Annotated in this window: 21 protein-coding genes; 20 read left to right on the forward strand and 1 reads right to left on the reverse strand. The window is 38.8% G+C overall.

Going from position 1 to position 18546, the window contains the following annotated elements:
• Positions 1-49: 49 nt before the first annotated feature.
• The 7 genes from glmU (at position 50) to B7709_RS07575 (ending at position 6030) form a co-directional block, all read left to right on the forward strand.
• Positions 50-1429, forward strand: coding sequence for a bifunctional UDP-N-acetylglucosamine diphosphorylase/glucosamine-1-phosphate N-acetyltransferase GlmU (glmU, locus tag B7709_RS07545; RefSeq protein WP_084972303.1), 1380 nt, complete (start codon positions 50-52; stop codon positions 1427-1429).
• 9 nt (positions 1430-1438) lie between these two features.
• Positions 1439-1984: an NUDIX hydrolase gene (locus tag B7709_RS07550; protein ID WP_084972304.1), complete on the forward strand. Its 546-nt coding sequence runs from the start codon at positions 1439-1441 to the stop codon at positions 1982-1984.
• Between the two features lie 11 nt (positions 1985-1995).
• Positions 1996-2307, forward strand: a complete 312-nt coding sequence (gene macP / locus B7709_RS07555) for a cell wall synthase accessory phosphoprotein MacP (protein ID WP_084972305.1) — start codon at positions 1996-1998, stop codon at positions 2305-2307.
• A 15-nt stretch (positions 2308-2322) separates the two neighbouring features.
• A complete protein-coding gene (locus B7709_RS07560) occupies positions 2323-3015 on the forward strand; it encodes a 5'-methylthioadenosine/adenosylhomocysteine nucleosidase (protein WP_084972306.1) in 693 nt (230 codons plus the stop codon).
• A 76-nt stretch (positions 3016-3091) separates the two neighbouring features.
• Positions 3092-3586, forward strand: coding sequence for a chromosome segregation protein RocS (gene rocS, locus B7709_RS07565; protein ID WP_061453567.1), 495 nt, complete (start codon positions 3092-3094; stop codon positions 3584-3586).
• Between the two features lie 81 nt (positions 3587-3667).
• Positions 3668-4258, forward strand: coding sequence for a 3'-5' exonuclease (locus B7709_RS07570; protein ID WP_084972307.1), 591 nt, complete (start codon positions 3668-3670; stop codon positions 4256-4258).
• A gap of 8 nt (positions 4259-4266) precedes the next feature.
• Positions 4267-6030 carry a glycerophosphoryl diester phosphodiesterase membrane domain-containing protein gene (locus tag B7709_RS07575; RefSeq protein WP_084972308.1) on the forward strand — a complete coding sequence of 588 codons (1764 nt, stop codon included), beginning with the start codon at positions 4267-4269 and terminating at the stop codon, positions 6028-6030.
• A gap of 196 nt (positions 6031-6226) precedes the next feature.
• Here the strand turns inward: B7709_RS07575 and B7709_RS07580 are convergent, their stop codons facing one another.
• Complete coding sequence (locus tag B7709_RS07580) at positions 6227-6526, reverse strand: YbaB/EbfC family nucleoid-associated protein (protein WP_061453840.1); 300 nt, start codon at positions 6524-6526, stop codon at positions 6227-6229.
• A 954-nt stretch (positions 6527-7480) separates the two neighbouring features.
• Here B7709_RS07580 and B7709_RS07585 point away from each other — a divergent pair.
• The 13 genes from B7709_RS07585 to lacD all read left to right on the forward strand — a co-directional run bounded on the left by B7709_RS07585 (position 7481) and on the right by lacD (position 18379).
• Positions 7481-8188, forward strand: coding sequence for an IspD/TarI family cytidylyltransferase (locus tag B7709_RS07585; RefSeq protein WP_084972309.1), 708 nt, complete (start codon positions 7481-7483; stop codon positions 8186-8188).
• A gap of 4 nt (positions 8189-8192) precedes the next feature.
• Positions 8193-9215, forward strand: a complete 1023-nt coding sequence (locus tag B7709_RS07590) for a ribitol-5-phosphate dehydrogenase (protein ID WP_084972310.1) — start codon at positions 8193-8195, stop codon at positions 9213-9215.
• A gap of 16 nt (positions 9216-9231) precedes the next feature.
• Positions 9232-10101: a phosphotransferase family protein gene (locus tag B7709_RS07595; protein WP_084972311.1), complete on the forward strand. Its 870-nt coding sequence runs from the start codon at positions 9232-9234 to the stop codon at positions 10099-10101.
• Positions 10091-10969 (forward strand): DMT family transporter, encoded by an 879-nt coding sequence (locus B7709_RS07600; protein WP_084972312.1) that lies wholly within the window; start codon positions 10091-10093, stop codon positions 10967-10969. Before B7709_RS07595 ends, B7709_RS07600 begins: the two co-directional genes overlap by 11 nt.
• An 11-nt stretch (positions 10970-10980) precedes the next feature.
• Positions 10981-11670: a sugar phosphate nucleotidyltransferase gene (locus B7709_RS07605; RefSeq protein ID WP_084972313.1), complete on the forward strand. Its 690-nt coding sequence runs from the start codon at positions 10981-10983 to the stop codon at positions 11668-11670.
• Positions 11671-11852: 182 nt separating this feature from the next.
• On the forward strand, positions 11853-12329 hold the full coding sequence (locus B7709_RS07610) for a PTS sugar transporter subunit IIA (protein ID WP_061453571.1): 477 nt from the start codon (positions 11853-11855) through the stop codon (positions 12327-12329).
• 41 nt (positions 12330-12370) lie between these two features.
• Positions 12371-12676 (forward strand): PTS sugar transporter subunit IIB, encoded by a 306-nt coding sequence (locus B7709_RS07615; protein ID WP_038805326.1) that lies wholly within the window; start codon positions 12371-12373, stop codon positions 12674-12676.
• A gap of 44 nt (positions 12677-12720) precedes the next feature.
• On the forward strand, positions 12721-14196 hold the full coding sequence (locus B7709_RS07620; RefSeq protein WP_000382509.1) for a PTS galactitol transporter subunit IIC: 1476 nt from the start codon (positions 12721-12723) through the stop codon (positions 14194-14196).
• A gap of 105 nt (positions 14197-14301) precedes the next feature.
• Entirely contained in the window at positions 14302-15198 is an 897-nt protein-coding gene (locus B7709_RS07625) for an aldose 1-epimerase family protein (protein ID WP_084972314.1), read from the forward strand.
• A 287-nt stretch (positions 15199-15485) separates the two neighbouring features.
• Positions 15486-15911, forward strand: coding sequence for a galactose-6-phosphate isomerase subunit LacA (lacA, locus tag B7709_RS07630; protein WP_061452607.1), 426 nt, complete (start codon positions 15486-15488; stop codon positions 15909-15911).
• A gap of 30 nt (positions 15912-15941) precedes the next feature.
• Complete coding sequence (gene lacB / locus B7709_RS07635) at positions 15942-16457, forward strand: galactose-6-phosphate isomerase subunit LacB (RefSeq protein WP_001216905.1); 516 nt, start codon at positions 15942-15944, stop codon at positions 16455-16457.
• Positions 16458-16467: 10 nt separating this feature from the next.
• Positions 16468-17397 carry a tagatose-6-phosphate kinase gene (locus B7709_RS07640; RefSeq protein ID WP_084972315.1) on the forward strand — a complete coding sequence of 310 codons (930 nt, stop codon included), beginning with the start codon at positions 16468-16470 and terminating at the stop codon, positions 17395-17397.
• Position 17398: 1 nt separating this feature from the next.
• Positions 17399-18379, forward strand: coding sequence for a tagatose-bisphosphate aldolase (gene lacD, locus B7709_RS07645; protein WP_084972316.1), 981 nt, complete (start codon positions 17399-17401; stop codon positions 18377-18379).
• Positions 18380-18546 lie beyond the last annotated feature (167 nt).

Genomic DNA, 18546 nt, shown 5'->3' on the forward strand with positions numbered 1-18546 from the left:
CTTAAATTATGGTATAATATAAGGGAATTTCTAGAGAAAAGAGAATAGTATGTCAAATTATGCCATTATTTTAGCAGCGGGTAAAGGTACTCGCATGAAATCAGATCTTCCTAAGGTACTTCATAAAGTAGCAGGAATTTCAATGTTGGAACACGTTTTTCGTAGTGTTGATGCTATTCAACCTGAAAAGACAGTTACCGTAGTGGGGCACAAAGCCGAGTTAGTTGAGCAAGTCTTGGCTGGACAGACAGACTTTGTTACCCAGTCAGAACAGTTAGGAACTGGTCATGCTGTCATGATGGCAGAGCCAATCTTAGAAGGCCTGACAGGTCACACCTTGGTTATCGCTGGTGATACACCTCTGATTACAGGTGAAAGCTTAAAAAATCTCTTGGATTTCCATATCAATCACAAGAATGTTGCGACTATCCTGACAGCTGAAGCGGCAAATCCTTTTGGATACGGTCGAATTGTCCGCAACGATAATGCGGAAGTTCTTCGTATTGTTGAGCAAAAAGATGCCTCGGATTTTGAAAAACAAATCAAGGAAATCAATACAGGAACTTACGTTTTTGATAACCAACGTCTTTTTGAAGCCCTTAAAAATATCAACACCAACAATGCCCAAGGAGAATACTATATTACCGATGTGATTGGTATCTTCCGTGAAGCTGGTGAGAAGGTTGGTGCCTATACTGTGAAAGACTTTGATGAAAGTCTTGGGGTAAATGACCGTGTAGCTCTTGCGACTGCAGAAGCAGTGATGCGTCGCCGTATCAATCACGTTCACATGGTGAATGGTGTCAGCTTTGTCAATCCAGAAGCGACTTATATTGACGTTGATGTTGAGATTGCTCCTGAAGTCCAAATCGAAGCCAACGTTACCTTGAAAGGTCAAACGAAGATTGGGGCGGAGACTATTTTAACAAATGGGACTTATATCGTGGATAGCTCTATCGGATCTAGAGCCGTGATTACAAACTCTATGATAGAGGAAAGTACAGTTGCAGACGGCGTGACTGTCGGTCCTTATGCCCACATCCGTCCAGGTTCAAGTCTAGCTCCCCAAGTTCATATTGGAAACTTCGTAGAAGTAAAAGGATCTTCTATCGGTGAAAATACCAAGGCTGGTCATTTGACCTATATCGGAAACTGTGAAGTGGGTAGCCATGTTAACTTTGGCGCAGGTACGATTACAGTAAACTATGACGGGAAAAACAAGCACAAGACTATCATTGGCAACAATGTCTTTGTTGGATCAAACTCAACCATCATCGCCCCTGTAGAACTTGGGGATAATTCTCTCGTTGGTGCTGGTTCAACCATTACTAAGAATGTTCCTGCTGATGCCATTGCGATTGGTCGTGGACGACAAGTAAACAAAGATGAGTACGCAACACGCTTGCCTCATCATCCGAAGAACCAGTAGGAGTCGATTATGGAATTTGAAGAAAAAACGCTTAGTCGAAAAGAAATCTATCAAGGTCCTATTTTTAAACTGGTGCAAGATCAGGTGGAACTACCAGAAGGAAAAGGCACTGCTCAACGTGACTTGATTTTCCACAATGGAGCCGTTTGTGTTCTAGCCGTGACAGCTGAGGATAAAATTATCCTCGTTAAGCAATATCGGAAGGCCATCGAGGCTGTCTCTTATGAGATTCCCGCTGGAAAACTTGAAGTTGGTGAAAATGCAGATCCAATGGCAGCGGCTCTTCGTGAATTGGAAGAAGAGGTTGCCTACACAGCTAAGTTAGAACTCTTATACGATTTCTATTCTGCAATTGGTTTTTGTAATGAAAAATTGAAACTCTACCTTGCAAGTGATTTGACGAAGGTAGAAAATCCTCGTCCGCAAGACGATGATGAAACCTTGGAAGTTCTAGAAGTGAGTCTAGAGGAGGCCAAGAACCTGATCCAGTCAGGTCATATCTGTGATGCCAAGACTATCATGGCAATCCAGTACTGGGAACTACAAAAGAAATAGAGGAGCAACCCATGGGAAAACCTTTATTAACAGATGAAATAATTGAACGTGCTAACCGCGGTGAGAAAATCTCAGGGGCACCTCTTCAAGATGATGAGGAAACTAAGATCCTACCAACTGCTTCACAACATTTTGGGAATTCACGTTCTAGAGATCATGGTTTTAGTCAAGATACCTTAACGATCGAAGTAGAGCCAACGATTCATAAGAGTCGTCGTATTGAAAACACCAAGAGAAATATTTTTAATTCAAAACTCAATCGCATCTTGTTTGCAGTCATTCTACTCTTAGTTTTGTTAGTGTTGGCAATGAAACTCTTGTAATTGAAAGGATATGAAATGAAAATTGGAATCATTGCTGCCATGCCAGAAGAGCTCCTACATCTGACTCAGAATTTGGACAAAACCCAAGAAGTCCAGGTCTTGGGAAACACCTACTATACTGGTACTATTGGCAAGACAGAAGTTGTCCTGGTTCAGAGTGGGATTGGGAAGGTTATGTCGGCTATGAGTGTGGCTGTTCTAGCTGACCATTTTCAGGTAGAAGCCATTATCAATACAGGATCAGCAGGTGCTCTTGCAGAAGGGATTGCCGTTGGCGATGTAGTGATTGCGGATAAACTGGCTTATCATGATGTGGACGTTACTGCATTTGGCTATGCTTATGGTCAGATGGCTGGTCAACCCCTTTACTTTGAATCCGATAAGAACTTTATCACTAGGATTCAAACAAATTTATCTCAGTTAGACCAGACCTGGCACCTAGGCTTGATTGCTACAGGGGACAGTTTTATAGCTGGAGAAGACAAGATTGCTAGTATCAAGTCCCACTTTCCAGCTGTTTTAGCAGTTGAAATGGAAGGGGCAGCCATTGCTCAAGCGGCTCAGGCTCTTGACCTACCTTTCCTAGTCATTCGCGCTATGAGTGACAATGCCAATCACGAGGCCTCTATTTCATTTGATGAGTTTATTATAGAAGCAGGACGTCGTTCTGCCCAAGTCTTACTAGCCTTTTTAAAGGCCTTGAATTAAGCGGAAATTTGACAGTTTATCTAGCTTATGATAAGATTTAAATAAAGAAAAGCTAGAAAACGTTTCAGAGGATATTATGAGTATTGAAATGACCGTCAGTGAGATTGCAGAGGTCTTAGGCCTATCTCGTCAGGCAATCAACAATCGTGTCAAAGAACTTCCCGAAGAGGACACGAAAAAAAATGACAAAGGTGTAACAGTAGTTACTCGAAGTGGCTTAATCAAGCTAGAAGAAATCTATAAAAAAACGATTTTTGAAGATGAACCAGTCAGTGATGATGTCAAACAACGTGAACTGATGGAAATCTTGGTCGATGAGAAAAATGCTGAAATTCTTCGATTGTACGAGCAACTCAAGGCCAAGGACCAGCAGCTGGCAGAAAAAGATGAGCAGATGCGCATCAAAGACCGCCAGATTGCTGAAAAGGACAAACAATTGGATCAACAGCAACAGTTAACTCTTCAAGCTATGAAGGATCAAGAAAGCTTGAAACTAGAGTTGGACCAAGCAAAAGAAGAAGTCCAAGCAACCAAAAGAGGCTTTTTTGCTCGCCTGTTTGGAGGAAAATAAAGAAGCTGTTTGGGTTATTCACTAACCTAATAGCTTCTTTTATTATTTATAGTTTAAATTGAGTCGGAATTGAGGTAAAAGATGGAAAAATTAAGAGACTATATCGCCTTTGACTTAGAATTCAATCAACACGAAGGGGTTACCCATTTAATTCAGGTATCAGCAGTTCATTTTCAAGATGGTCATGAAATAGATGCCTTTGATTCTTATGTCCATACCAGCGTACCTTTAAAGAGTTTTATCAATGGTTTGACAGGAATTACAGCTGAAACCTTGAAAGATGCGCCAAAAGTAGAACAAGTTTTACAGGACTTTCAGGGATTTGTAGGCACCTTACCCATTGTTGGCTACAATGCAGCCAAGAGTGATTTGCCTATTCTCATGGAGCATGGTATTGATTATCGTGACCAGTATAAGGTTGACCTATATGATGAGGCTTTTGAACGCCGTAGTTCTGACCTACACGGCATTGCCAACCTCAAACTGCAAACTGTAGCGAATTTTTTAGGCTTTAAAGGTCAATCGCATAATAGTTTAGAAGATGCCCGCATGACAGCGCGTGTTTACGAAGCCTTTTTAGAATCGGATGAAGGAAAGCTATTATTGAAAGAACAGAGCAATCTATCCATGAATCCCTTTGGTGGGCTAGACTTATCTCAATTTCTAGACTAGGAGTGCTTATGAAACCTGAAAAACCTAAAAAACTAGGTTTTAGGAAAATTTACCTCAACCTAGATAAAGTTCTCTTCCTCTTTTTCTTAATTTTCATGATGGTGGAATATTTGTGGTTACCTCTCAATTCTTTTCTTGCTGGTCTTTTACTAAGTCAGACGGGCTATTTGTTTATTTCTTATAATAATATTTTTGCCATTATCACGAGTTCTCCTTTAATCAGTCTGGCCTTTCTCGTCTTGATTGTAATCAATCTTTTGGTGGCCTATTTCCAGATTTGCCTCCTCTTTATTGGGGCGCGTCACCTTCTCTACCACGAAAAGAGAACCTTGATTGAGTACAGTCGCAAAGTTTTCCAGCAAAGTTTTCTGTTCATGAAACGCTTGAGCTTCTGTAAGATGGCCTTTATATTCTTCTACGTAGCCATGCTCTTTCCTTTCATCAGGAAAATTTTAAAAATTTATTACTTAAATAAAATCGTTATTCCAGACTTTATCGTAACTTATCTGGAAGACAAGCACTGGTTAGTAGGTTTGATGATTTTTGCATCTGCTTGGATTTTGCTCTATGTGTCTGTCCGACTCATGTTTGTCCTTCCAAAGATTCTCTTTGAAAAGAAGACTGTGAGAGAGGGAGTAAAATTTAGTCTGCAAAAGACAAAAAAACAAGTTCTCTTTTATGCTTGGAACTTACTACTCATTATTATTAAAACCTATCTCTTTTTCTTTCTCCTCTTGACTCCCTTGCTATTGGGACAGATTGTAATTGACAATTTAACACAGAAAGAATCACTGATTCTTGGAGTTATCAACTTTGTCCTGATAAAAAATATCCACTATATGGCGTTGACCTATTTCCTTGTTAAGTTTGTCTCCTTTTTGACAGGTGAGGAACTGGAGATTATGCCAAGAAGAAAAAAAGACCATCTGATGAGATGGGGAGTTATGGGCTGTGCTAGTATCTTTTTTGCGCTGGAAGGTTATATCTATCTGGAAGCTCCTGTGACAAATATCCCTTTAGTCATTTCACATAGGGGCGTTTCAAATAAAAATGGTGTACAAAACACTGTACAGTCTTTGGAAAAAACAGCGCAACTGAAACCAGATTTGATTGAAATGGATGTACAGGAGACCAAAGATGGTCAGTTTGTGATGATGCATGACGCTAATCTTAAGAACTTAGCAGGTATCAATGCCAGTCCTCAAGACTTGACTTTGGAGGAGTTGAAAGGGTTAGATATTTCTGAAAATGGCTATCGAACCAAGATATCTAGTTTTGATGACTATCTCAATCGCGCGAATGAACTTCATCAAAGATTGTTGATTGAAATCAAAACCAGTAAAAAAGACAGTCCTCAAATGATGGAACATTTCCTTGAAAAGTATGGGACGACCATCAAGAAATATGGACACCAGATTCAATCCCTTGATTACCAGGTGATTGATAAGGTTTTGAATTATGATCCTGAGATTCCGTCCTACTTTATTATGCCTTATAATAGTATTTTCCCAAAAACCAAGGCAACTGGCTATACCATGGAGTATTCAACATTGGATGAATATTTTGTCACTAAACTTTGGTATACAGAACAAAAGCTTTACGTATGGACTGTGAATGGTTCTGAGTCTTTTGATAAAGCCGTTCAGCTCGGAGCTGATGGGATGATTACGGATGATCTTGAAATGGTTCAGTTGCAAGTAACAACGGCGCAAGATGATCCTGAGTATACGGAACTACTACTAAAAAAAGCAACGGAGTTCTTTAATTTCTAAACTAGTCATTTATAGTAGTTGAGACCTAATATAAAAATAGATAAGTAGAAAAGTGTTTGAATTTCAGTTTACAATATGTGGATTGAAATTATGGACTGAAATAATAAAAAGGAGAGGAACGAACCTCTCCTTTTTATTATAGGGTGTAACTTTGATACAATTAACAAATAGTTATAAATGCTAAAAGTCAATAGAACTAGAAAGACAATCCGCCTGAAAAAGCACTTAATTTTTGTTTAGCAGTTTCATTAATTTGATCAATGGCATGATTGATAGCTTGACTAGTCAAATCAGATAGAGTATCCAAGTCTTCTGGATCAACAACTTCAGGTTTAAATTCAATCTTAACAACTTTTTTATCACCAGTTAGAGTTGCAATGACTAAATCTTGGCTAGATTTTCCAGTAAATTCTGTTGCAGCTAATTCTGCTTGAGCAATATCCATGTCTTTTTTAAGTTTTTGGGCTTGCTTCATCATATTTTGCATGTTCATCATAATAGTTTCTAGGTTCCTTTCTTGGTCAGGGAATTTCATCCTCTGATATCGTTTTTCTTGAGCAAAGTAACCACCTTCAAACATATATCGTATAGAGTGGTATCTTCTGTGTGTTTAATAAAGGAGAGCTTTTAATACCTAAGCTACAAAAGAATTTAGTTCTTTAAATCATAGGCTGATATTTACTCTTGAAAGTGAAGTGATGTAGGTCAGGATACTGATTTTGTTGTTTTCATCCCTCCCTCATTTTAAAAGCAATCACTTCATTTTCTAGGCTATTTTTCTTTCAAATTCATTTGAAAGAAACCATTTCTATCTATAAGGCATATCAAGCTGCTAAGTTCTATTAGCAATCCCTGTAGAAATCAGTATTCTCCTCTTTTAATACACAGTAAATTATAGCATGTTTTTACTACGCTGTCAATTTCCCAAATACTTTACACTAAAGCAAATGAAGAATGGCTATGCCTTGTAAATCATATCTCTAGTTTACGGCTGACTTCAAGTGAGAGATTGCGGACATTTATACTGTTTATAAAAAATAAAATGAATTGATTTCGGTTGACTTTTCTATGCTCTTTTCAAGTTTATTCGATTTTGTGCTTCAATGGACTAGGCTTGATGTTATGAGTAAAAAAGGATTTATTAATTCCTAGTTTAAGAAATTTATGGATTTCTAGTTTTTTTGTATTTTTAAAAATAACTTTAAGGTTTGTATTATATTCTGAAAAACTCTATGTTAACCGAACGTTAAATAGATAATGTAGAGGATAACCTAATTTTATTTTTAAATTTGTTATGATTTTTTCAAATTCATTTGGACATTGTTCACTTTTTGACCAAAATAGTGAGTTGGTTCGACTAAATGGGGTTCTATCTTTTCTTCATGATAAGGGCAGATTGTGATATAATAGATAGTAATGAGTTTTTAAGAATAAACAAAGGAGAATATATATGATCTATGCAGGAATTCTAGCCGGAGGAACTGGCACACGCATGGGAATCAGTAATTTACCAAAACAATTCTTGGAGTTGGGTGATCGTCCTATTTTGATCCACACAATTGAAAAATTTGTCTTGGAGCCAAGTATTGAAAAAATTGTAGTTGGAGTTCATGGAGATTGGGTTTCACACGCTGAGGACTTGATTGACAAGTATTTTTCTCTCCATAAGGATCGTATCATCATTACCAAGGGTGGTGCTGATCGTAATAGCAGTATCGAGAAGATTATAGAAGCCATTGATGCCTACCGTCCGATTTCTCCAGAAGACATCGTGATTACCCACGACTCTGTTCGTCCATTTATTACACTTCGAATGATTCAGGACAATATCAAACTCGCCCAAAATCATGATGCAGTTGACACAGTAGTAGAAGCGGTTGATACCATTGTTGAAAGTACCAATGGTCAGTTCATCACTGATATTCCAAATCGTGCTCACCTCTACCAAGGTCAAACACCTCAAACCTTCCGATGCAAGGATTTCATGGACTTGTATGGATCCCTATCTGATCAAGAAAAGGAAATCCTGACAGATGCATGTAAGATTTTTGTTATCAAAGGGAAAGACGTTGCCCTAGCTAAAGGGGAATATTCAAACCTTAAAATCACGACTGTGACAGACTTGAAAATCGCGAAAAGTATGATTGAGAAAGACTAAGGCTATGATTAATCAAATTTATCAACTGACCAAACCAAAGTTTATTAATGTAAAATACCAAGAAGAGGACATTGATCAGGAAAATCATATCCTGATTCGTCCAAATTATATGGCGGTCTGTCATGCGGATCAACGTTACTATCAAGGGAAACGTGATCCTAAGATATTGGCTAAAAAGCTTCCTATGGCTATGATTCACGAGTCTTGTGGAACTGTTATTTCAGATCCAACTGGGACTTATGAAATCGGTCAAAAGGTAGTTATGGTCCCAAATCAACCGCCTATGCAGAGTGACAAGGAGTTCTACGAGAACTACATGACAGGAACCTACTTCCTATCTAGTGGTTATGATGGCTTTATGAGAGAATTTGTCTCTCTTCCAAAAGATCGTGTTGTGTCTTATAATGACATTGAGGACACAGTTGCAGCCATTACCGAGTTTGTGAGTGTGGGTATGCATGCTATGGATCGTTTCTTGAATCTCGCCCACAGCAAACGAGAGCGTATCGCAGTTATCGGAGATGGTAGTTTGGCCTTTGTGGTTGCCAATATTATCAATTACACTCTACCAGAAGCAGAGATTATCGTGATTGGTCGCCATTGGGAAAAATTGGAGCTCTTCTCTTTTGCAAAAGAGTGCTACATCACGGATAATATTCCTGAGGATCTGACCTTTGATCATGGATTTGAATGTTGTGGTGGCGATGGAACAGGACCTGCTATCAATGACTTGATTCGTTACATTCGCCCTCAAGGTACGATTCTCATGATGGGAGTGAGCGAGTACAAGGTCAATATCAATACACGAGATGCTTTAGAAAAAGGTTTATTATTGGTTGGTTCGTCACGATCAGGACGGATTGATTTTGAAAATGCAATACAGATGATGGAAGTTAAAAAGTTTGCGAATCGTCTGAAAAATATCCTTTATATTGAAGAACCAGTGAGAGAAATAAAGGACATTCACCGAGTCTTTGCTACAGACCTAAATACTGCTTTTAAAACAGTGTTCAAGTGGGAAGTGTAGAAGATGGAGGTAAATTGTGGAGAAACTCATCAAAGAAAAAATCTCTTCCTTGCTATCTGAGGAAGAGGAAGTCCTCAGTGTTGAACAACTAGGGGGCATGACCAATCAGAATTATTTGGTTAAAACAACTTCTAAACCCTATATTGTTAAATTTTTCGGAAAAGGGACTGAAAAGCTCATCAATCGTCAAGATGAAAAATACAATCTTGAATTGTTGAAAGATTTAAATCTTGATGTCAAGAATTATCTTTTTGATATTGAGTCAGGAATCAAGGTAAATGAGTACATTGAATCTGCAACAACGCTTGATTCCACTTCAATTAAGACCAAGTTTGAAAAGATTGCACCGATTCTACAGACCATTCATGCATCAGGTAAAGAACTAAGAGGGGAATTTGCACCTTTTGAGGAAATCAAAAAATACGAAGCCCTGATTGAGGGGAATGTCCCTTACGCCAATTATGAAGCTGTGAGAAAAGATGTATTTTCGTTAGAGAAAAGATTGGCTGACTTAGGTGTTGACAGAAAGTCTTGCCATATCGATTTGGTTCCAGAAAACTTTATCGAGTCTCCCCAAGGACGCATGTATTTGATTGACTGGGAGTACTCTTCCATGAATGACCCAATGTGGGATTTGGCAGCTCTCTTTTTGGAATCTGAATTTACAAATCAGGAAGAAGAAGATTTCCTAACCTACTATGAGAGTGACAAAACTCCAGTATCTCGTGAAAAGATTCGAATCTATAAAATTTTGCAAGATACTATCTGGAGTTTGTGGACAGTGTACAAAGAAGCTCAAGGTGCTGACTTTGGAGATTATGGTGTGGGTCGTTACCAAAGAGCTGTTGACGGTTTGACCTACTATGGAGGTTCGGATGAAGAATAAAAATGGTGTTTCTTTTGGTCTGCTCTCAGGTATCTTCTGGGGGCTAGGTCTGACTATCAGTTCTTATATCTTTTCGATTTTTACAAATCTTTCGCCTTTTGTAGTGGCTGCTGCACATGATTTCTTGAGTATCTTTATCTTGTTAGCTTTTCTTTTGGTAAAAGAAGGAAAAGTTCGTTTTTCAATTTTCCTAAATATCCGAAATGTCAGTGTTATTATCGGTGCCTTGCTAGCTGGACCTATTGGCATGCAGGCCAATCTTTATGCGGTTAAGTATATCGGTAGTTCTCTTGCGTCTTCAGTATCAGCTATCTATCCAGCAGTTTCTGTTTTACTAGCATTTTTCATTTTGAAACACAAGGTATCTAAGAATACTGTCTTTGGTATTTTGTTGATTATCGCTGGTATTATTGCCCAGACATACAAAGTTGAGCAGGTTAATTCTTTTTATATCGGAATTCTTTGTGCATTAGTTTGTGCCATTGCCTGGGGAAGTGAAAGTGTTCTTAGTTCCTACGCCATGGAAAGTGATCTAAGCGAAATTGAAGCACTATTAATCCGCCAAGTAACTTCATTCTTGTCTTATCTTGTGATTGTGCTCTTTTCTCATCATTCATTTGCAGAAGTAGCAGGTGGACAATTACTCGGCTTGATGTTAGTCTTTGCAGCATGTAATATGATTTCTTATTTTGCTTATTACATTGCTATCAACCGTTTACAACCTGCAAAAGCAACTGGTTTGAACGTAAGCTATGTCGTCTGGACAGTATTGTTCTCAGCAATGCTTTTAGGAACACCTCTCGATATGGTGACCATTATTACATCACTTGTTGTCATGGCTGGTGTTTATATTATTATCAAAGAATAAAGGAGAATAGCGTGAAAGCAATCATCTTGGCAGCGGGGTTGGGAACTCGTTTGCGCCCTATGACTGAAAACACCCCCAAAGCCTTGGTTAAGGTAAACCAGAAACCTTTGGTAGAATACCAAATTGAATTTTTAAGAGAGCGAGGAATTGATGAGATTATCATTGTTGTTGGCTACCTCAAAGAACAATTCGACTACCTAAAAGAAAAATATGGTGTTCGTTTAGTTTTTAACGACAAGTATGCCGATTACAATAACTTTTACTCACTTTACCTTGTAAAAGAAGATTTAGCTAACAGCTATGTCATTGATGCGGACAATTATCTTTTCAAGAACATGTTCCGCAATGATATCGACCGATCTACTTACTTCAGTGTGTATCGTGAAGATTGTGAAAATGAATGGTTCTTGGTTTACGGTGATGACTATAAGGTTCAAGACATCATTGTTGATAGCAAAGCTGGCCGTATTTTGAGTGGTGTATCATTCTGGGATGCTCCAACCGCAGAAAAGATTGTTGGCTTTATTGACAAAGCCTATGCAAGCGGCGAATTTGTTGACCTCTATTGGGATAACATGGTTAAAGATAATATCAAAGAGTTAGATGTGTATGTCGAAGAATTAGAAGGCAACAGCATCTATGAAATTGATAGCGTTAAGGACTATCAAAAGCTAGAAGAAATTTTATCTACTATTAATTAAGGAAAGAGAAGAAGGATTGGACCTTCTTTTTTTTTGTAGTTGAAATTAAGGAGTGTTTGGTATTGATTGTATTCTTAAAACAAAACAAAAAAAGAAACAAAATAAAACAAAAAGTATTGACAACGGTTTCATATAGTGTTATACTTATAACGTAAAAGTTAATTGAAAGAAGGGAAACTGTTATGGGATTAGATCATTTCTTTGACAAAGACCTCGTGTTTTGCTTAGAAGCGGATAATCAAGAACAACTCTTTGACCAGGTAGCAACCCTGTTGGAAGAACGAGAAATAGTGACTCCAACTTATCGTGAAGCCTTGATCACGCGTGAAAAGTCATTTCCAACTGGCTTAGATATGGAATTTCTAGGGAAGGACTTGCCAAATGTAGCGATTCCTCATACAGATATTGTTCATAATCTAGCTGAGAAAGTGGTGGTTGTTCGATTAGAAAAACCAGTAACTTTTCACAATATGATTGCTCCTGATAGAGAAGTGGAAGTATCTCTACTCTTCTTTATCATTAACAATTCAAGTTCGAGTCAAACAAATATTCTTGCTCAGTTGATGGACTTTTTCACAGGAAATGGCCATCTGGAAGATTTATCAAAAATTTCTGAACCAGAAAAACTTTATGCTTATATCGCTGAAGCAACAGCTTAACTTTGTTTATTAAATAAAAATATAAATTGGAGGAAATCCTAATGATTAAAATTCTCGCTGCCTGCGGTGCAGGTGTAAACTCAAGTCACCAAATCAAAAGTGCTCTTGAAGAAGAACTCGCAAACCGCGGGTACGATGTTCACTGCGATGCAGTTATGGTAAAAGATGTGAATGAAGATCTTATGAAAGGCTATGATATCTTCACACCAATCGCTGCAACTGACCTTGGTTTTGAACCAGGGATTCCAGTGATTGAAGCTGGACCAATCTTGTTCCGTATTCCAGCAATGAGCGCTCCAGTATTTGACAATATTGAGGCAGCTATCAAAGAACACGGACTAAGTTAATTATTATTTTGTAAGATTCCATAAAAATAAAGGGAGGAACTATTATGGACGTCATTATCGAACTAGCCAATAAGATTTTCAAGCCAGTCTTGGAAATGGGTGGTCCTATCATCATGCTGATCATCTTGACAGTATTGGCCCTACTATTTGGAGTGAAATTCTCCAAAGCGCTTGAAGGTGGTATTAAACTTGCCATCGCCCTTACTGGTATCGGTGCTATCATCGGTATGCTCAACGGAGCTTTCTCAGCATCACTTGCGAAATTCGTTGAAAACACAGGTATTCAGTTGAACATCACTGACGTTGGTTGGGCACCACTTGCTACAATCACTTGGGGATCTGCCTGGACACTTTACTTCTTGCTTGTGATGTTGATTGTCAACGTTGTGATGCTTGCAATGAAGAAAACGGACACGCTTGATGTCGATATCTTCGATATCTGGCACTTGTCAATCACTGGTCTTTTGATCAAATGGTACGCAGACAACAATGGAGTTAGCCAAGGGGTTTCACTCTTCATCGCGACTGCTGCAGTTGTCCTTGTAGGTGTTTTGAAAATCATCAACTCTGACTTGATGAAACCAACTTTCGATGATCTTCTTAACGCACCAAGTTCGTCACCAATGACTTCAACTCACATGAACTACATGATGAACCCAGTTATCATGGTCTTGGATAAGATCTTCGATAAAGTATTGCCAGGTCTTGATAAATATGACTTTGATGCTGCAAAATTGAACAAGAAAATCGGTTTCTGGGGATCTAAATTCTTCATCGGTTTCATCCTTGGTATCGTTATTGGTTTGATGGGAACTCCACATCCAGTTGCTGGTGTAGAAGGAGCTGATAAATGGGAACTTGTTATTAAAGGTTGGTTGAGCCTTGGTTTGACTGCCGGTGTCTGCTTGGAGCTCTTCTCACTTATCGGTTCATGGTTCATTGCTGCTGTAGAACCACTTTCACAAGGTATTACAAACGTTGCTACTAAACGTCTTCAAGGACGTAAATTTAACATCGGTCTTGACTGGCCTTTCATCGCTGGTCGTGCTGAAATCTGGGCTTGTGCCAACGTACTTGCTCCAATCATGCTAGTAGAAGCAGTGCTTCTTTCAAATGTCGGAAATGGTATCTTGCCACTTGCAGGTATCATCGCTATGGGTGTAACTCCAGCTCTCTTGGTTGTTACTCGTGGTAAATTGCTCCGTATGATCATCTTCGGAACACTCTTGTTGCCACTCTTCCTTCTTTCAGGTACACTTATCGCTCCATTTGCAACTGAACTTGCTAAAGGTGTAGGTGCCTTCCCAGAAGGTGTGAGCCAAACTCAATTGATCACTCACTCAACTCTTGAAGGACCAATTGAAAAACTATTTGGTTGGGCAATCGGTAATGCTACAACAGGCGATATCAAAGCAATCCTTGGTGCAGCAGCTTTCCTTGTATTCTATGTGGGTATCTTTGCTTGGTATAGAAAACAAATGATCAAACGTAACGAAGAATACGCAGCAAATGCTAAATAATTCGCTCCTATAAAATGTAAATTGTGAAAACTAGGTTGTCAATTTCCGACGTTGGGAGTGGCAACCTAGTTTTTTATCTTGAATCTAAAAATAGTTGGAGATATAATGGTAATTGAAGTAAAATCAGACCAGTTAACGGTTCAATTTAAAACCTTGGGTGGCGCCTTGTCATCGATCAAGGATCGAGATGGCATTGAGTATCTGTGGCAAGGAAATCCCACTTACTGGAGCGGACAAGCTCCAGTACTCTTTCCAATCTGTGGTTCTTTAAGAGAAGATACAGTCTTCTACAGTCACGCAGATGGAACGGAGACGAAAGGAGCTATTCCTAGACATGGTTTGGTTCGTAAAAAAGAATTTGAATTAGTTAATCAAACAGAAAATAGTGTAACCTTTGCTATCGAAGATGATGAGAATAGCTATCAAAACTATCCTTATCATTTTCGTCTTGAAATCACTTATCTAGTGACTGGCAAGACAGTTCGTACCCAATACAAGATTCTCAATAAAGAAACTAGCAAAGTCATGCCATACTTTATCGGAGGTCATCCAGGATTTAATTGCCCTCTGCTGGATGGCGAAACTTATGAAGATTACTATTTAGAGTTTGAGAAAGAAGAGACTTGCTCTGTTCCGCGTCCATTCCCAGAAACAGGAATGTTAGATTTACAGGATAGAAGTCTATGGTTGAAGGCTCAAAAGGAAGTGGAGCTCAGTTACGATCTGTTTCGTGTTGATGCAGTGACTTTGGATGAGTTGCAATCCAGAACGATCGCGCTTCGTTCTCGCAAACATGAGAAAGGATTGAAAGTAAACTTCCAAGAGTTTTCAAATCTCATCATCTGGTCAACCTTAAATAAGGGGCCTTTCATTGCCTTTGAACCATGGTCTGGCTTGTCAACTTCACTTGAAGAAGGAGATCATCTGGAAGATAAGAAGAATGTTCGTCTCCTAGAACCAGGCCAAGTAGATCAGATTGGTTTTGATATCGAAATCTTTTAAACTAAAAAATAAAACACAAAAACAAACAATAAGTGTTGACTTTTTATAAAAATAGGAGTATATTATGTTTGTAAACAACAAATGATGTTTGAGACAAACAATCATTTGTTATATTCTCTTTGATAGAGAAATATTAGCTCTAGGAAACTGATTTCCTGGACTTGGATAAGGTGTTATTCATCTCATTCAATTTAATTTGTTAATAAACTGCTAGAAAGCCTTTTGTAAGTATACTGCTAGCTATAAAAGTCTTTACTGGCCTAGAAAAATAAAAAGGAGTAAACAATATGTCTATTGTTATCGGTGCAGATGCTGCAGGTTTGAGATTGAAAGAGGTTGTGAAAGACTTCCTAGAAAAAGAAAACTTCCAAGTAGTGGATGTTACAGCAGAAGGCCAAGACTTTGTCGATGTGACTCTTGCTGTTGCTGCAGAAGTAAACAAAGAAGAACAAAACCTTGGTATCGTGATTGATGCTTATGGTGCTGGTCCATTCATGGTCGCAACTAAAATCAAAGGAATGGTTGCTGCAGAAGTTTCAGATGAACGTTCAGCCTATATGACTCGTGGACACAACAACTCACGCATGATCACTATGGGTGCACAACTTGTTGGTGATGAATTGGCTAAAAATATTGCTAAAGGTTTTGTTAATGGTAAATACGACGGTGGCCGTCACCAAATTCGTGTCGACATGTTGAACAAAATGTGCTAATTAGATTATAGTAAGAAAGGTAAGATAAAAATGAGAATTGCAATTGGATGTGACCACATCGTAACAGATGAAAAAATGGCGGTTTCAGAATTTTTGAAATCAAAAGGACATGAAGTCATTGACTTTGGTACTTACGATCATGCTCGAACACACTATCCAATTTTTGGTAAAAAAGTAGGGGAAGCAGTTGTTAGCGGACAAGCTGATCTTGGGGTATGTATCTGTGGTACTGGTGTTGGTATCAATAACGCTGTTAACAAAGTTCCAGGTGTACGCTCTGCCTTGGTTCGTGATATGACAACAGCACTTTATGCTAAAGAAGAACTCAATGCCAACGTTATCGGATTTGGTGGTAAGATTACTGGTGAATTGCTTATGTGCGATATCATTGAAGCTTTCATCAATGCTGAATACAAACCATCAGAAGAAAACAAAAAATTGATTGCAAAAATTGAACACGTTGAGACTCACAATGCTCATCAAGCAGATGCAAACTTCTTTACAGAATTCCTTGAAAAATGGGATCGTGGTGAATACCACGACTAAGAGGTGACGCATGATTTTAACAGTCACAATGAATCCATCCATTGATATTTCTTATCCTTTGGATGAATTGAAAATTGATACTATCAACCGTGTGGTGGATGTGACCAAGACAGCTGGTGGTAAAGGGCTCAATGTTACGCGAGTTCTTTCAGAGTTTGGTGATTCTGTTGCTGCTACTGGTCTGGTCGGTGGCAAACTTGGTGAGTTTTTGGTAGAACATATCGATGATAAGGTCAGTAAACATTTCTTCTCCATTCAAGGAGAGACTCGTAACTGTATCGCTATTCTCCACGGAGACAACCAAACAGAAATCCTTGAAAAAGGACCAGAAGTTTTGGAACAAGAAGGGCAAGATTTCTTGATTCATTTCGAGAATCTTCTTGACACTGTAGAAGTAGTAGCCATCTCCGGTAGTCTGCCAGCAGGTCTTCCAGTTGACTATTATGCGAACTTGGTAGAACTTGCTAATCGCGCAGGAAAACCAGTTGTTCTGGACTGCTCAGGTGCTGCCCTTCAGGCAGTTCTTGAATCACCACACAAACCAACAGTAATCAAACCAAATAATGAAGAATTGTCTCAACTTCTTGGAAGAGAAGTTTCTGAGGATTTGGATGAATTAAAGGAAGTTCTTCAAGAGTCTCTATTTGCAGGGATTGAATGGATTATCGTTTCACTTGGTGCAAATGGTGCTTTTGCAAAACATGGTGATACTTTCTACAAGGTAGATATTCCGAGAATTCAAGTAGTTAATCCAGTTGGATCTGGAGATTCTACTGTTGCAGGTATTTCATCAGGTCTTCTTCATAAGGAATCTGATCAAGAACTCCTCATCAAGGCCAATGTCCTTGGTATGCTCAATGCCCAAGAAAAGATGACAGGTCATGTCAATATGGCCAACTATCAAGCTTTATATGATCAATTAATAGTAAAAGAGGTATAAAATGGCTTTAACAGAAAACAAACGTGCACGCTTAGAAAAACTCTCTGACGAGAACGGCATTATCTCAGCTCTTGCCTTTGACCAACGTGGTGCTTTAAAACGCCTTATGGCTCAATATCAAACAGAAGAGCCAACAGTTGCTCAAATGGAAGAACTTAAGGTCTTGGTAGCTGATGAATTGACAAAATACGCATCATCTATGCTCCTTGACCCTGAGTATGGACTTCCAGCTACAAAAGCGCTTGATCCAAATGCTGGTCTTCTCCTTGCCTATGAAAAAACTGGCTACGATACAACTAGCACTAAACGCTTGCCTGATTGCTTGGATGTTTGGTCTGCAAAACGCATCAAGGAACAAGGTGCAGATGCTGTTAAGTTCTTGCTTTACTACGATGTAGACAGCGCTGACGAGCTCAATCAAGAAAAGCAAGCTTACATCGAACGTATTGGTTCTGAGTGTGTGGCAGAAGACATTCCATTCTTCCTTGAAATTTTGGCTTATGATGAAAAAATCGCTGACGCAGGTTCTGCAGAATACGCAAAAGTGAAACCACACAAGGTTATCGGTGCCATGAAAGTCTTTTCAAATCCACGCTTCAACATCGATGTCTTGAAAGTGGAAGTTCCAGTCAACGTCAAATACATTGAAGGTTTTGGCGATGGTGAAATCGTCCATACTCGTGAAGAAGCAGCAGCCTTCTTTAAAGCACAAGACGAAGCAACGAACTTGCCATACATCTACTTGAGTGCTGGTGTATCAGCTAAACTCTTCCAAGAAACCCTTGTCTTTGCCCACGAATCAGGCGCAAACTTCAACGGAGTTCTTTGCGGCCGTGCAACTTGGGCTGGATCAGTTGAAGCCTACATCAAAGACGGTGAGGCAGCAGCTCGTGAATGGCTACGCACAACTGGATTTGAGAACATTGACGAACTTAACAAGGTTCTCCAAACCACAGCGACTTCATGGACTGAACGCGTGTAAGAAGCTCCTCCTAGTTTAGGAACATAAATCTAAAAAATTTAAAAAAAGTTGAATGTAAAGGTTTACAAACAAACTGACTTGTGCTATACTTAAATCACAAGTTAATACAAGGTGAGTGTTACTAAGTAATATTAGGCATGATCACAGGTGGATTAGAAATCAAAGGA

Source organism: Streptococcus oralis subsp. dentisani (assembly GCF_002096335.1).
Lineage (GTDB): Bacteria > Bacillota > Bacilli > Lactobacillales > Streptococcaceae > Streptococcus > Streptococcus oralis_Z.